9 protein-coding genes and 1 pseudogene are annotated in these 15,102 nt (G+C 72.6%); 7 read left to right on the forward strand and 3 right to left on the reverse strand.

Going from position 1 to position 15,102, the window contains the following annotated elements:
- Window positions 1-129: 129 nt before the first annotated feature.
- The 6 genes from ACH34W_RS31115 (at window position 130) to ACH34W_RS31140 (ending at window position 11,484) form a co-directional block, all read left to right on the forward strand.
- Window positions 130-1,500 carry a M28 family peptidase gene (locus ACH34W_RS31115; RefSeq protein WP_395964692.1) on the forward strand — a complete coding sequence of 457 codons (1,371 nt, stop codon included), beginning with the start codon at window positions 130-132 and terminating at the stop codon, window positions 1,498-1,500.
- Between the two features lie 308 nt (window positions 1,501-1,808).
- The gene (locus ACH34W_RS31120) at window positions 1,809-5,666 is read left to right on the forward strand and encodes a Pls/PosA family non-ribosomal peptide synthetase (RefSeq protein WP_395964693.1); all 3,858 of its coding nucleotides are present in this window, start codon (window positions 1,809-1,811) and stop codon (window positions 5,664-5,666) included.
- A complete protein-coding gene (locus tag ACH34W_RS31125; RefSeq protein ID WP_395964694.1) occupies window positions 5,648-7,045 on the forward strand; it encodes a M1 family metallopeptidase in 1,398 nt (465 codons plus the stop codon). The genes ACH34W_RS31120 and ACH34W_RS31125 overlap by 19 nt, the downstream gene beginning before the upstream one ends.
- A gap of 74 nt (window positions 7,046-7,119) precedes the next feature.
- The gene (locus ACH34W_RS31130; protein ID WP_395964695.1) at window positions 7,120-9,132 is read left to right on the forward strand and encodes a HelD family protein; all 2,013 of its coding nucleotides are present in this window, start codon (window positions 7,120-7,122) and stop codon (window positions 9,130-9,132) included.
- A gap of 76 nt (window positions 9,133-9,208) precedes the next feature.
- Window positions 9,209-10,402 (forward strand): acyl-CoA dehydrogenase family protein, encoded by a 1,194-nt coding sequence (locus ACH34W_RS31135; protein WP_395964696.1) that lies wholly within the window; start codon window positions 9,209-9,211, stop codon window positions 10,400-10,402.
- On the forward strand, window positions 10,399-11,484 hold the full coding sequence (locus ACH34W_RS31140) for an acyl-CoA dehydrogenase family protein (RefSeq protein WP_395964697.1): 1,086 nt from the start codon (window positions 10,399-10,401) through the stop codon (window positions 11,482-11,484). The genes ACH34W_RS31135 and ACH34W_RS31140 overlap by 4 nt, the downstream gene beginning before the upstream one ends.
- 7 nt (window positions 11,485-11,491) lie before the next feature.
- Here ACH34W_RS31140 and ACH34W_RS31145 read toward each other — a convergent pair whose 3' ends face one another.
- Both ACH34W_RS31145 and ACH34W_RS31150 read right to left on the reverse strand, forming a co-directional pair.
- Window positions 11,492-12,169, reverse strand: a complete 678-nt coding sequence (locus ACH34W_RS31145; RefSeq protein WP_395964698.1) for an adenylate kinase family protein — start codon at window positions 12,167-12,169, stop codon at window positions 11,492-11,494.
- A 45-nt stretch (window positions 12,170-12,214) separates the two neighbouring features.
- On the reverse strand, window positions 12,215-12,787 hold the full coding sequence (locus ACH34W_RS31150; RefSeq protein WP_395964699.1) for a universal stress protein: 573 nt from the start codon (window positions 12,785-12,787) through the stop codon (window positions 12,215-12,217).
- A 129-nt stretch (window positions 12,788-12,916) separates the two neighbouring features.
- Between ACH34W_RS31150 and ACH34W_RS31155 the strand changes: the two genes are divergently transcribed.
- Window positions 12,917-13,441, forward strand: coding sequence for an XdhC family protein (locus ACH34W_RS31155; RefSeq protein WP_395964700.1), 525 nt, complete (start codon window positions 12,917-12,919; stop codon window positions 13,439-13,441).
- Window positions 13,442-13,465: 24 nt separating this feature from the next.
- Here ACH34W_RS31155 and ACH34W_RS31160 read toward each other — a convergent pair.
- Window positions 13,466-14,983: pseudogene (locus ACH34W_RS31160) on the reverse strand (MFS transporter); the annotation flags it as partial.
- Between the last annotated feature and the right edge of the window lie 119 nt (window positions 14,984-15,102).

Below are 15,102 nucleotides of genomic sequence, written 5' to 3' on the forward strand. Positions count from 1 at the left end.
TTTCGTAAGTTCGCCGCAAACGGGGTGCCCCTGAACGTCCCCGGCAGGTCAGCGTCGACCGTCCCGCCCGTCGATCCGGGTCCGGGTTCGGGCGTGCAGACCTGCCCTTACTCCCCCGGAGGAGACGCCATGTCCGAGGTCAACCGCCGCGACCTGCTGGCCGGAGCCGCGGCCTTCGCGGGCTTCGCCACCGTGGGCCTGCTGCCCGGCACGGCCGCCGCGACGACCCGGCAGCGCCCCGGCGCCGCCCTGCCGCCCTCGCTGAGCACCGGCGACAAGGCCGTGGTCGCCCGCGTCGACGCGCGCCGCGCGCTGAAGCACCTGAAGGTGCTCAGCGACGAGATCGGCTGGCGTGTGGCCGGCACCCGCGGCGAGCACCGCGCCGCCCGCTACGCCGCCGGAGTGCTGCGCGACCTGGGCTACAAGGTCCAGCTCCAGCCGCTGCCTGTGCCCGACAAGAACCTCGCCGAGATGCGCGTGGAGGTGAAGGGCCGCCGCGAGCACTGGCAGAGCTGGGCCATCCTCAACGCCGCCACCGGCCGGGTCAAGGGCGAGGTCGTCGACCTCAAGGACGCCACCGAGGTCACCGCCGACCTGACGGGCAAGATCGCGCTCTTCAACCGGGTCGCCGGCAAGGAGCTCGACCAGGCCAAGGCCGCCGTCGCCAAGGGCGCCAAGGCCGTCCTGATCCAGAACGTGCGCTCGACCACCTACCCCGAGCGCAAGGCCCAGTCCCTCAACATCGTGTTCGCCGAGTACGTGCCCGTCCCGGTGCTGGTCCTGGCCGAGTACCACGGCACGCAGCTGCGCTCCGGCGCCCGGCGCTTCACCCTCGAGGTCACCAAGCACACCAACCTGACCTCGTACAACGTCATCGCCGACCGCAAGGCCACCTTCCCCAACCCCGAGGGCAAGACGGTCATCGTCAGCGGCCACTACGACACCGTGCCCGGGTCGCCCGGCGGCAACGACGACGGCAGCGGCACCGTGCTGTCCATGGAGCTGGCGCGGGTGCTGAAGCGCCTGCCCACCCAGCAGAACATCCGGATCTGCCTGTGGGGCGCGGAGGAGCTCGGCCTGGTCGGCGCCCGCTACTACGTGAGCAAGCTCAGCGCCGAGGAGCTCAAGCAGATCACGGGCGTGTTCCAGAACGACATGGTCGCCACCAGCCACCCGCCGGCGGGCACCTACTGGCTGCTGTCGGTGGACGGCAACGCCAACACCACCACGACCGCCGTGCTGGAGGCCGCCAAGCGGCTCGGCTACGTCGGCCAGACCAAGGGCCCGGTCGCCCGCGGTTCGAGCGACCACGAGGCCTTCTTCGAGAAGGGCGTCGCGGCGGGCAACTTCAGCTGGCGTGGCGGCGAGTCCCCGGCGCAGCTGGAGCCGGTCTACCACACCCCCGAGGACACCGTCCGGGGCAACGTCAGCCTCCAGCGGCTCCAGGTGTCGCTGGAACTGATCGGCACCGCCGCGTACGACGTGGCGCGCCGCCGCTGACCTGAGGTTTCGCGCGCACCGGTGGCGGGCGCGCCGTCAGGGGGATTCCTGACGGCGCGCCCGCCACCGAGCGTTTTCGTCTCCATCGAGTAGAGTGTCGAGCTTGTGGCTCGCCGACCGGGGCCGGACGGGAACCGTCCGGGTGGCCGGCGGCCGCGGGGATCGCTGGTATCCCCGGTGGCGCGAGGTGCGCCGCCGCGGTGGCCGAGCGGCACGGCCCCCCGGGCATCACCGGGGCGCCACGATGGTGCCGCGGTGGGGCGGCCACCCCGTTTTGGCTTAACGTCGCCTCTACACCGGGGGAGAGCTTGCGCCCGATTCTCGCCGACGCGCCTGCGAGCGCCATGTTCCGCTCGCCTGGCGGCGCACCGCCGCCGCGCACGCTGCTGGACATCCTCGACGCCACGACGCTGCGGCATCCCTACGCGCCCGCGCTCGACGACGGCGTCACCCGCCTCGACTACGACGGCATGTGCTCCCAGGCCTGCCGCCTGGCCAAGGAGCTGGAGCAGGCCGGGATCGGCCCCGGTGACCGCGTCGGCGTCCGCGTGCCCTCGGGCACCGTCGACCTGTACGTGGCGATCCTGGGCGTGCTCACCGCCGGCGCCGCGTACGTTCCGGTCGACGCCGACGACCCGGACGAACGAGCCGCGCTGGTCTTCGGCGAGGCCGGGGTCTGCGCCGTCATCGGCGACGGCTGCGCCATCACGATGCTCGGCACGCCCGGCGGCCGCACCGGGCGTGCCGGCCTGGACGACGACGCCTGGATCATCTTCACGTCGGGGTCGACCGGCAAGCCCAAGGGCGTGGCCGTCACGCACCGCAGCGCGGCGGCGTTCGTCGACGCCGAGGCCCGGCTCTTCCCGGCCGCCGAGTCCGACCGTGTGCTGGCCGGGCTCTCGGTGGCGTTCGACGCCTCCTGCGAGGAGATGTGGCTGGCCTGGCGGCATGGCGCCTGCCTGGTCCCCGCGCCGCGGTCACTGGTGCGCACCGGCATGGACCTCGGGCCCTGGCTGGCCGGACGCGGCATCACCGTCGTGTCGACCGTGCCCACCCTGGCCGCGCTCTGGCCGGTGGAGACCCTGGACGGCATCCGGCTGCTGATCTTCGGCGGGGAGGCCTGTCCACCCGAGCTCGCCGAGCGCCTGGCCGTTCCCGGCCGCCAGGTGTGGAACACCTACGGCCCGACCGAGGCCACCGTGGTGGCGTGCGCCGCTCCGCTCGGCGGTGACGGCCCGGTACGCATCGGCCTGCCGCTCGACGGCTGGGATCTCGCGGTCGTGGACTCCGGCGGCGAGCCGGTCGCCTTCGGTGAGACCGGCGAGCTGGTCATCGGCGGCGTCGGCCTGGCCCGCTACCTCGACCCGGACAAGGACGCCGAGAAGTACGCACCGCTGCCCGCACTGGACTGGGACCGCGCCTACCGCAGCGGCGACCTGGTGCGCGCCGACTCCGAGGGCCTCGTCTTCATGGGGCGTGCCGACGAGCAGATCAAACTGGGCGGCCGCCGCATCGAGCTCGGCGAGGTCGACGCCGCGCTGCAGGCCCTGCCCGGCGTCACCGGCGCGGCTGCGGCCGTGCGCGCGACCGGGGCCGGGCACCAGCTTCTTGTTGGTTATCTCGTTCCCGACGAGGGCTTCGACGAGGCGACGGCGCGCGAACGCCTGCGGGAGGCCCTGCCCGCTTCGCTGATACCGCGGCTCGCACGCGTCGAGACGCTGCCCACCCGTACCTCCGGCAAGGTCGATCGGGATGCGCTGCCGTGGCCGCTGCCCGGCAGCGGCGACGACACGGCCGGATCCGGCGCGCCCATGACCGGCGCGGAGCAATGGTTGGCCGCACGTTGGGCGGAGATCCTCGGAGAGACGCCCAGCGGCCCCGACGCAGACTTCTTCGCCCTCGGCGGCAGCAGCCTTGGCGCGGCGCAGCTGGTCTCCGCGCTGCGTCCGCACCACCCGTCGGTGGCGGTCGGCGACATCTACGAGCACCCCACGCTCCGGGCGCTCGCCGGTCATCTCGGCGCGACCGAGGTCGAGGACGCACCCGAGAGCGCGGTCGCCGACCGGGTGGTCACGCCCATGCCGAGGCGCGCCGCGCTGCTCCAGGCACTGCTGATGATCCCGCTGCTGACGCTCGGCACGATGCGCTGGGTGGTCGGTCTCGCCGCGTTCAACAACGTGGCGGGCCTGCCATGGGCGCCGTCGGTGTCCTGGTGGTGGGTGCTCGCGGGCGGGCTGCTGTTCGTGACGCCCGCAGGGCGGATGTGCTTGTCGGCCGCCGGAGCACGGCTGCTCCTGCGCGGCGTCCAGCCCGGCGACCACCCGCGCGGCGGATCCGTGCACCTGCGGCTCTGGACCGCCGAGCAGCTCGCCGCGCGGCTCGGCGCCGCGGAGTTGTCGGGCGCGCCGTGGTTCACGCTGTACGCCCGCGCGCTCGGCGCCCAGATCGGCCCCGACGTCGACCTGCACTCGCCGCCGCCCATCACCGGGATGCTCAGGGTCGGGCGCAACGCCGCGATCGATCCCGAAGTGGACCTGACCGGCCACTGGCTGGACGGCGACCTGCTGCGGATCGGTGAGATCCGCGTCGGCTCGGGGGCCACGGTCGGCGCCCGCGCCATGCTCTTCCCCGGCACCCGGATCGGCAAGAACGCGCGCGTGGCGGCCGGTTCGGCGGTGACCGGACGGGTCCCGGCCGGGCAGCGCTGGGCCGGTGCGCCTGCCGTGCGCAGGGGCAAGGCGCGTCCCCACGAGGGCGAACCGCCGGCGCGGCGGCGTCGATGGGCGGCGCTCTATGGCACGTCCGCGGTGTTGCTGAGCATGCTCCCGCTGATCACGGCGGTCCCCGGGCTGGCCGTGCTCGGCGCGTTCGTACAGGGCACGACAACGCTGGGTGAGGCGCTTACGGCCGCGCTCGCTGGTGTGCCCCTCGCCACCCTCGCGGGCATGGGCACCTTCGCGCTGGCCACGCTGGTATTGGTCCGGCTGCTCTCCCTCGGACTGCACGAGGGCGACCATCCTGTGCACAGTCGCCAGGCCTGGCAGGTGTGGGCGACCAGCAGGCTGATGGGCATGGCGCGCGTGTGGTTGTTCCCGCTGTACGCCAGCATCCTCACGCCCGCCTGGCTGCGCGCCCTCGGGATGAAGGTCGGCCGTGACGTCGAGCTGTCCACGGTGCTGGCCCTGCCCTCCATGACCACGGTCAACGACGGGGCGTTCCTCGCCGACGACACGATGGTGGCGCCGTACGAGCTGGGCGGCGGCCGGATGCGGATCGCCCGGGCCCGCATCGGCAAGCGCGCGTTCCTCGGCAACTCCGGGATGACCGCCCCCGGCCGCAAGGTGCCCAAGGGCGGGCTGATCGGCGTCCTGTCGGCCGCGCCGAAGAAAGCCAAGGCCGGGTCTTCCTACCTGGGCATGCCGCCGGTCAAGCTGCACCGCACGGTCGGCGCGGGCGACCAGTCACGCACCTACCGGCCGCCCCATGGGCTCAAGGCCGCGCGTGCCGCCGTGGAGCTCTGCCGGATCATTCCCGCCATGCTCACGGTCGCCGTCGGCGTGCTGGCCGTGGCGGCCCTGGAATGGCTCGCGGGCTCGTACGGATTCGGGACGGCCGCCCTGCTCGGCGGCGCCGTGGCCATCGCCGCCGGAGTGCTCGCGGCCACGATCGCGACGGCGGCCAAGTGGGCCGTGGTCGGCCGGATCAAGGCCGGTGAACGGCCGCTGTGGAGCTCGTTCGTCTGGCGCAACGAGCTGGCCGACAACTTCGTCGAGGTGCTCGCCGCCCCCTGGTTCGCCGAACCGTGGCTCGGCACCGCGCCACTGAACCTCTGGCTCCGCTCGCTCGGTGCCCGCATCGGCCGCGGTGTCTGGTGCGGCACGTACTGGCTGCCCGAGGCCGACCTCGTGCGGCTCGGCGACGGCGCCACCGTCAACCAGGGCTGTGTCCTGCAGACTCACCTCTTCCATGACCGAATCATGAGCATTGACACGGTCGTGCTGGAGCGGGGTGCGACGCTAGGCTCGAACGGTGTGGTCCTCCCCGCGGCGCGCCTCGGGGCGGACACCACGGTCGGACCCGCGTCCCTGGTGATGCGCGGCGAGCAGCTGCCCGCCGGCACCCGGTGGCTGGGCAACCCGATCGCGGCATGGCCTGGCGCGCGCTGAGGAGGGGCGCGCTGAGGAGCGGCACGCCGACGAGCTCGACCCCGGAGGACTCCGACCGCAGTGAACGCGTCATGATCGAGGATGCTCCGGGCATCGAGCGGTGCACGTATTTTCCCGGGCACGGCGACGACGGCTACCGGGTCGGCCACTATGACCTGGAGCTCGACTACCGGGTCGGGCCCAACCGGCTGAGCGGCACCGCGCGCCTGTCGGCGGTCGCCACCGCGCCGCTCGTGCGGTTCGACCTCGACCTTGGACCGTTCCGCATCGGCAAGGTCCTGGTCGACGGCAAACCCAGCCATTTCCGGCATCGGCGGGACAAGCTCCACGTCACGCCGCCGCGAGGTCTCGGCAGCGGCCAGCGGTTCACCGTCGAGGTCCGCTACACCGGCAACCCGCGCCCGGTCTCCAGCCCGTGGGGCGGGCTCGGCTGGGAGCAGCTCACCGACGGATCGCTCGTGGCGGGGCAGCCGATCGGCGCCCCCTCATGGTTCCCCTGCAACGACCGGGCCGACCACAAGGCCCCCTTCCGGATCTCGGTGACCACCGCGTCCGCCTATCACGTCGTCGCCAACGGCCGCGAGACCGGGCGGAGCCGGTCCGGAGCCAGCACCACGTGGGTGTACGAGCAGGACGAGCCGATGGCGCCCTACCTGGCGAGCGTCCAGATCGGCCGTTACCAGACCACAGAAATACACGGACGGGTGCAGCAGCGCTTGGCCTATCCGAGCCGGGCGGCCAGCCGGATCCGGCATGACTTCGGGCGCCAGGGCGAGATGATCGCGGCGTTCGAGGAACGGTTCGGGCCTTACCCGTTCGGCGCGTACACCGTCGTGGTCGCCGACGACGAGCTGGAGATCCCGGTCGAGGCCCAGGGGATGTCGATCTTCGGGACCAACCATGTGGACGGGCGGCGCGGCGCCGAGCGCTTGGTCGCGCACGAGCTGGCCCACCAGTGGTTCGGCAACAGCCTGACCCTGGCGCGGTGGCGTGACATCTGGCTGCACGAGGGCTTCGCCACCTACGCCGAGTGGTTGTGGTCGGAGGCCTCCGGAGGCGACTCCGCCGACGAGCACGCGCTTCGCTGGCACAGACGCCTTACAGTGCAGCCCCAGGACCTCGTCCTGGCCGACCCCGGCGTAGAGCGGATCTTCGACGACCGCGTCTACAAGCGGGGTGCGCTGACCCTGCACGCGTTGCGGCGGACAATGGGGGAGGGGCGGTTCTTCCCGATGTTGCGCGAGTGGACGGCCGAGCACCGGCACGGCACGGTGACGACCGAGGAGTTCACCAGGCTGGCCGAACGCCATGCCTCGCAGACGACCGAGCCCTTGTTCGCGTCGTGGCTCTACGGCCGCCAGTTGCCCCGGCTGCCCTGAGCCACACGGGCTCCAGAGACCGCTAAGCTGTTCGGTTCGCCCGCAATCACGCCTTCGTCCGGAGGTCTGCTCGCATGCCCACAGCCGAACCCGAGATCACCGAAGCGGAGACCCTCACCGCCGAGCGGGCGCACCTGGCTGAATCGCGCGCGGCGCTGCGCCGGATGCGCGAGCACACCGCGGCGCTGTCCGCCGACGTGGCCGCGGACTGGGTGTCCAAGCAGATCCTGGAATCGCAGCTGGAGTTGCGCGTCGCCGCCCTCGCCGATCACCCCGACGCCCCGCTCTTCTTCGGCCGGATGGACCACGATGACTCGGGCAGCGACCTGCCGGAGACGATGTACGTGGGGCGGCGGCACATCCACGACGGCGACGAGGGCCGCCCGCTGGTCCTGGACTGGCGGGCGCCGGTCTCGCGGGCGTTCTACCAGGCGGGACCGGCCGACCCGATGGGGTGGCGGCGGCGCCGCCGGTTCGGCTTCAGCGGCGGCGAGCTGACCGCGTTCGAGGACGAGCCCCTGGACGGCCGCACCCTGGGCCCTTCGGCGATTTTGACTGAGGAGATCGAACGGCCGCGCACCGGGCCGATGCGCGACATCGTCGCCACCATCCAGCCGGAGCAGGACGTGATCGTCCGCGCCGGCCTGCCGGCGACCGTGTGCGTTCAGGGTGCGCCGGGCACCGGCAAGACGGCTGTCGGCCTGCACCGCGCCGCGTACCTGCTGTTCACCCACCGGGAGCGGCTGGCCCGGTCCGGTGTGCTGATCGTCGGCCCCAACCGCGCGTTCCTCGCCTACATCTCCGCCGTGCTGCCCGCGCTCGGCGAGGTCCAGGTCGACCAGGCCACCATCGACGACCTGCTCGGCGAGCCCGCGGCCACCGAACCCGCCGCGGTCGCGGCCGTCAAGGGCCACGCCCGGATGGCGGACGTGCTGCGCAGGGCACTCTGGCGCCACCTGCGCAAGCCGGAGGAGGGCCTGGTCGTCACGCGCGGCGCGAGCCGCTTCCGGCTCGCCGAGCACGAGGTCCGCGAGATCGCCGCGGCACTCCGCGGGACCATGCGGTACGGCAACGGCCGCACCTCGTTCGCCCAGAGACTCGCGCACCAGATCCTGGTCCGGATGGAGGAACGCGGCGAGGCGCCCGACGACCGGGTGCAGGATCAGGTCGCCCGGTCCAAGCCGGTGAAGGAGCTCCTCGACCAGGTCTGGCCCAAGGTCACCGCCGAGCAGGTGCTCTTCCGGCTGCTGTCGGATCCGGCGGAGCTCCGGGCCGCCGCCAAGGGCGTGCTCACCGATGAGGAGCAGGCGGCGATCGCGTGGGCCAAGCCTGCCCGCTCACACCGTTCGGCCCGGTGGACCGCGGCCGACCGCGCGCTTCTGGACGAGCTCAACGACCTGATCGAGCGGACGCCGTCGCTGGGCCACCTCGTGGTGGACGAGGCCCAGGACCTGTCGGAGATGCAGCTGCGCGCGCTGGGCCGCCGCTGTGGCACCGGGTCGGCGACGGTGTTGGGCGATCTCGCGCAGGGCACCACCGCGTGGTCCGCGCGTTCCTGGGACGACGTGCTCAGGCACCTCGGCCAGAAGGGGGAGGTCACCGAACTGACGCTCGGCTTCCGCGTCCCCGGCTCGGTACTGGACTTCGCGGCTCGGCTCCTGCCCCACGTGGCGCCCGAGCTGGCGGTGCCGCGCTCGCTGCGGCCCGGGGCGGGTGCGCTGACCGTACGGCGCGTTCCGGAGCTGGCCGCCGGTGCCGTCGAAGCGGTGATGACCACGCGGGAGCGCGAGGGCTCGATCGGCCTGATCGTGCCGGACGACGCCGTTCCCGCGTACGCGGCGGTCCTGTCCGAGGCGGGCCTGGCGCACGATGTGCTCGGCCCGCAGGCCGTCGCGGACGAGCGGGTCTTGATCGTTCCGGCGTCCCTGGCGAAGGGACTCGAGTACGACCACGTGATCGTCGCCGAGCCGGCGGCGATCGTGGCCGCCGAGGAACGGGGCCTGGCGCGCCTCTACGTGGTCCTCACCCGCGCCGTCAGCACGCTCACCGTGCTCCACCAGGCCCCGTTGCCGGCCGAGCTCTCCTGATCTCGGCTGTTGACGGGCTCACCCCGGGCTTTCTAAGGTGGCCATACCGACCGGTTGGTATGTGGAGGTCCGTTCCGTGAGCACAGCACCACCCGATGCCGACGACCTGCGTGCGAGGGTCGACGAGTTCCTCGCCGCGCACGATCCCGGGACCATGGAGCCGCTGGAGTTCCTGCGGGCGCGGTACGACGCGGGTCTCGCCTGGGTGCACTACCCGGTGGGGCACGGCGGCCTGGGCGCGCCGCGCGCCCTGCAGCCCGTCGTGGACGCGCGGTTCGCGGAGGCCAAGGCGCCGCGCAACCAGCCCGAGCGCAACGGCATCGGCCTGGGCATGGCGGCACCGACGATCCTCGCGTTCGGCACCGAGGAGCAGAAGCGCACGTTCCTCCGCCCGCTCTGGACGGGCGAGGAGGTCTGGTGCCAGCTCTTCAGCGAGCCGGGCGCCGGGTCCGACCTCGCGGCGCTCGGGACGCGCGCGGTGCGCGACGGCGACCGGTGGATCGTCAACGGGCAGAAAGTGTGGACCTCCATGGCCCACGAGGCCCGCTGGGCGATCCTCGTCACCCGCACCGACCCGGACGTGCCCAAGCACCGCGGCATGACGTACTTCGTCTGCGACATGACCGCGCCCGGCGTCGAGGTGCGGCCGCTGCGGCAGATCACCGGCGAGGCCGAGTTCAACGAGGTCTTCCTGACCGACGTCGTGATCCCCGACGAGCACCGGCTCGGCGAGGTCGGCCAGGGCTGGCAGGTCTCCACCACCACGCTGATGAACGAGCGGGTCGCCATCGGCGGCGCCGCCACGCCGCGCGAGAGCGGCATGATCGGGGTGGTCGCCAAGCTGTGGCGGGAGCGGCCCGAGCTGCGCACGGCCGGGTTGCACGACGCGCTGCTGCGCGCGTGGGTCGAGACCGAGGCGGCGCGCCTCACCGGCGAGCGGCTCCGCCAGCAGCTCACCGCGGGCCAGCCCGGCCCGGAGGGCTCGGCGGCCAAGCTCGCGTTCGCCAAGCTCAACCAGGAGGTATCGGGCCTGGAGCTCGAACTGCTCGGCGAAGACGGCCTGCGCTACGACGACTGGACGATGCGCCGCCCGAACGAGGTGGACTTCACCCGGCGCTCGCCCGGCTACCGCTACCTGCGTGCGAAGGGCAACTCCATCGAGGGCGGCACCTCGGAGATCCTGCGCAACATCATCGCCGAGCGCGTGCTCGGCCTCCCGGGCGAGATCCGGGTCGACAAGGACGTGGCCTGGAAGGACCTCCCCAAGTGAGCGACCTGTTGTACAGCGAGATCGAGAACGACCTGCGCGCGGGTCTGCGTGGCCTGCTCGACGACAAGTGCCCCTGGCCGGACGTGCTCGCCGGGACCGAACGGGACGAGCCGTACGACGCCAAGCTCTGGCGCGCGGTGGCCGCCGAGCTCGGCTGCGCCGGGCTGCCGGTCCCCGAGGAACAGGGCGGCGCGGGTGCGACCTGGCGTGAGACCGCGGTGACGATGGAGGAGCTCGGCCGGGCCGTCGCGCCCGTGCCGTTCCTGGGCAGCGCCGTGCTCGCGACCGCCGCCCTCATGGCCGCCGGGGAGCGGGACCTGCTCACCGAGCTGGCCACCGGCGAGAAGATCGCCGTGCTCGCCGTGCCGTTCACCACGGCCCCGGGCGTCGCGATGCGCGACGGCGCACGGGCCGCGGACGGCAGGCTGACCGGCGCCGTCACCAGCGTCGCCGACGGCCTCGCCGCCGACGTCCTGCTGGTGCCCGCGCAGGACGGCCTGTACGCGGTGGACGCCGCCGACGTCAGCCGGACGGCCGTGACCTCGCTCGACATGACCCGCAGGCTCTGCGACATCGCGCTCGCCGATGTGCCGGCACGGCAGATCGCGGCCGGTGAAGTGGCCACCCGCGCCGTGCGCACGGCGCTCCTCACGGGTGCGGCCTTGCTCGCGTCCGAGCAGCTGGGACTCGCCGAACGTTGCCTGGAGACCACGGTCGACTACCTGAAGACGCGCTTCCAGTTCGGCCGTCCCGTCGGCTCGTACCAGGGGCTCAAGCACAGGCTCGCCGACCTGTGGACGTCCATCACTCAGGCTCGCGCCGTCGCGCGGTACGCCGCGGACTGTGTCGCCGCCGGCGATCCCGACGCCGAGATCGCGGTGGCCGTCGCCCAGGCGCACTGCTCGGCCCTCGCGGTGAAGGCGGCGGAGGAGTGCGTCCAGATGCACGGCGGCATCGGGTTCACGTGGGAGCATCCCGCGCACCTGTACCTGAAGCGGGCCAAGAGCATCTCCCTCGCGTTCGGTACTCCCGACCGGCACCGCGCGGCGCTGGCCGCGTTGCTGGACCTGCCCCCGGCGTGAGCCGGGCTCAGCCGCGGCCGGGGTGGCCTTCGAGACGTCCAAACTCTGGTTCGGGGAGGTGGAGCTTCTCCCGCAGCTCGTGCTGCACCGTCGCGATGTTCGCGCGGGCGTCCACGCTCACCACGAACTCCTTGCGCCGGAAGATCTCCAGCACGGGGTCGGTCTTCTCGTGGTAAATGCGCAGGCGCTCGGCCAGGGCCTCCTCGGTGTCGTCCTCGCGCGCGACGAGCTCCCCGCCGCAAACGTCGCACTGGCCCTCCTCCTTGGGCCGGGCCGAGATCAGGTTGTAGTCCAGCCCGCACCGTGAGCACAGGCGCCGGGCCAGGACGCGGCGGCGGACCTCGCTGTCGGGCAGGTCGAGATGGATGACCGAGTCGATGTCGTAGCTCTCCAGGAAGAACTCCGCCTGCCGGGCGTTGCGCGGGAAACCGTCGATGACGAACCCGTAGTTCCAGTCGTGCTGGTCGAGCCGGTCCCGGACGACGCCCTCGACCAGGTCGTCGCCCACGAGCTCGCCCGCCGCCATGGTGCGCCGCACCTGGGCGCCGAGCTTGGTGTGGTTCTGGACGTGCCAGCGGAAGATGTCGCCGACGCTGATGTGAACCAGGTCGAGGTCCTTGGCCAGGAGCAGGGCCTGGGTGCCCTTGCCGCTGCCCTGGACGCCGAAGATCACGTACTTGCGCATGCTCCACCGTCGCACAACGGGGCCATGCCGTTCACAGCCGGGGCCTCAACGATCCTTGGTGCCGTTGACCGTGCCGGAGTCCGATCCCCACAGCAGCTGGCTCAGCCTGCGGATCCCGAACCGGTCATGGGGCCTCTCGCCGTCCGAGAGCTCCTCGATGATCGACTGGACGGCGGGCGGCCGGACGCAGACGAAGGTGGCGCGGGTGCGGCGCGCGCAGTGCAGGCGCACGGACGGGCGCAGCAAACGGGAAAGCGCGGGCCGCTCGCCACGGCCCACGACGAGGATGTCGTCGCCGCGGGCGAGCCGTACCAGGGTCGCGCCCGGCTCCCCGACGACCGACAGCGTGGCCGTCTCGACGCCGCCCGGCGAGCCGTCGGCCACCTCGCAGAGCAACTGGGCGATCAGCTGCTCGCCCGCGCCCTGCAGCGCCTCGGTCACGCAGCCGAGCTGGCCGGCCGCCGCGACATGGGCGGGCAGCGGCGCGGCGTGGACGACCAGCAGCGGCAGCCTCCGGATGCGGGCCTCGCCGATCGCCCAGGCGAGTGCGCAGCGTGCGCCCGCCGAGTCGTCGACCCCCACGACAACCCGCGGGCCGCCCTCCGGTCTCACGATCACTGTCCCTCCTGAGCGTGCCTGCCGGGGGTTGTGGAATCCAGGGTGCAGGCAACCGGGCCCGGAGGGAAGTGTTTCCGGCGGTCAGTCGAGCGCGGGCGTCGGACGCGCGGGCTCTGCGACACTAGCGGCATGTCCCAGTCTACCGAATCCGACCCGGCGTGCGCCGTCGCCCACGGTGACGTCCGGCCCGGCACCGGCGATCGCACCCTGGTGGCGGTGTTCGCGTCACCGGTGGCGGAGTTCCTGCTGCGTTATGCCGCTGACCTGGGCTATCGCTGTCTTCTGCTGGAGCCCGACAAGGAACGCGCAGGCTCGGTGGCCCTCGATGCCGACGTGGTCACCGAGATCCCACCGAGCCTTGACGCGGGTACCGACGTGGTGGTCACCGACCACCATCGCGAGGAGCTCGGACTAGTGCTGCGTGACGCGCTCGCGCACCAGGTCCGCTGGATCGGCGTGATGGGCAACCCCCGGCACCCCGCCCCGCACGTCCCGGCTCTGACCGGCCTCGGGGTCCCCGCCGACGACATCGCCCGGGTGCACCGTCCCATCGGGCTCAACATCGGATCCCGCACGCCCGCCGAGATCGCCGTGGCCACCCTCGCCGGGCTTCTCGCCGACCGCAACAGACGGCCCGGCGGCTTCGAGTTCTGAGCCTTCTGAGCCCGGCCGTACGTGCCGGAGGGTGACGAACGCCAGGGCCGCCAGCCCGACGAACAGGACGGCGCTCAGCGCGGCCAGCGTGGTGAGGCCCGTGGTGAACGCGTCGTGGGCGGCGGCGATGAGCTGGCCCGACTGCCCGGCGGGCAGCGTTCCGGCTGCGGCGGCGGCGCCGGTGATGCCCTCGGTGGCCGTCCGGACCGCCTCGTCGGGCAGGCCGCCTGGCAGCGCGTCGGTCAGCTGGTCGCGGTAGACGGCGGTGCCGAGGCTGCCCAGCGTGGCCACGCCCAGCGCGATGCCCAGCTCCGCGCTGGTCTCCGACAGAGCCGAGGCCGACCCGGCCTTGGCGGGCGGGACCACACCGAGGATCAGGTCGGTGCCGAGGGCCGCCGCCACGCCGACGCCCAGCAGGGAGATGACCAGACCGGTCACCAGGATGGCCACGCCGCCGTCCGCGTCGACCCCGGTCAGCACCGCGTACCCGAGCGCCGTCACCAGCAGCCCGGCGGCGATGAGAGAGCCGGGCCGGAAACGTTGCGCCAGCGCCGGGGCCGCCTGCGAGCCCACCACCATCGCCAGCGACGACGGCAACAGCCACAGGCCGGCCTCCATGGGGGAGAGCCCGGCCACCACCTGCAGGTGCAGGACGAAGAAGAGGTAGCTGCCGCCCTGGATCAGGCCGAACAGCAGCCAGATGACCAGCGCCGAGCTGAACGTGCGGTTCGCGAACAGGCGCAGATCGAGGAGCGGGTCGGGCAGGCGCTGCTGGCGCCGGGCGAACAGCACGCCGAACGCGGCTCCGACGAGCACCGCGATCAGCGGCAGCGGCTCCCAGCCGTTCTTGGCGATCTCCTTGAGGCCGTAGACGACGGGCAGGATCGTGGCCAGCGACAGCGCCACGCTGAGGGGTTCCAGCCGGCCGGGCCGCTCGGCGCGGTACTCAGGCAGCAGGACCGGGCCCGTCGCGAGCAGGAGCAGCATCACCGGGACGCCCAGCAGGAACGCCCCGCCCCACCAGACGTGCTCCAAGAGCGCGCCGCCGACCACCGGGCCGAGCGCGACGCCGCCCATGAAGGCGCTCATCCAGACCGCGATCGCCCGGCCCCGCTGCCGCGCGTCGGTGAACATCGTGCTGATGAGCGCCAGGGTCGAGGGCATCAGGGTGGCCCCGGCGACGCCGAGCGCAGCCCGGGTGGCGATCAGCATCTCGGGACTGGTGGAGTACGCGGCGGCGACCGAGGCGACGCTGAACGCGGTTGCGCCGATCAGCAGCAGCCGGCGCCGGCCGATCCGGTCACCCAGGGTGCCCATCGTCACCAGCAGCCCGGCGATCATGAAGCCGTACACGTCCATGATCCAGAGTTGCTCGGTGGCGCTCGCCCCCAGGTCCTCGCTCAGGTGGGGGAGCGCCAGGTAGAGGACGCTCATGTCCAGGGAGAGCAGCAGGGTGGGCAGCGTCAGCACCGCCAGCCCGATCCATTCCCGCCGCCCGGCTCGCCGGATCTCTGTTTCCATCATCCACTCCGTCTTCAACATGGGTCCTCAGTGCGTTCAGGGGGATAGACCACGGTGCGCCCAAGAACTCATCGCTCGATCGCAAAATGCCTGGTCAGAGCCGTATTTAGGGAGGTGATACCGTGGCGCCCAGGTTCTGT

Source organism: Actinomadura sp. 6N118 (assembly GCF_044326415.1).
Taxonomy (GTDB): Bacteria; Actinomycetota; Actinomycetes; order Streptosporangiales; family Streptosporangiaceae; genus Spirillospora.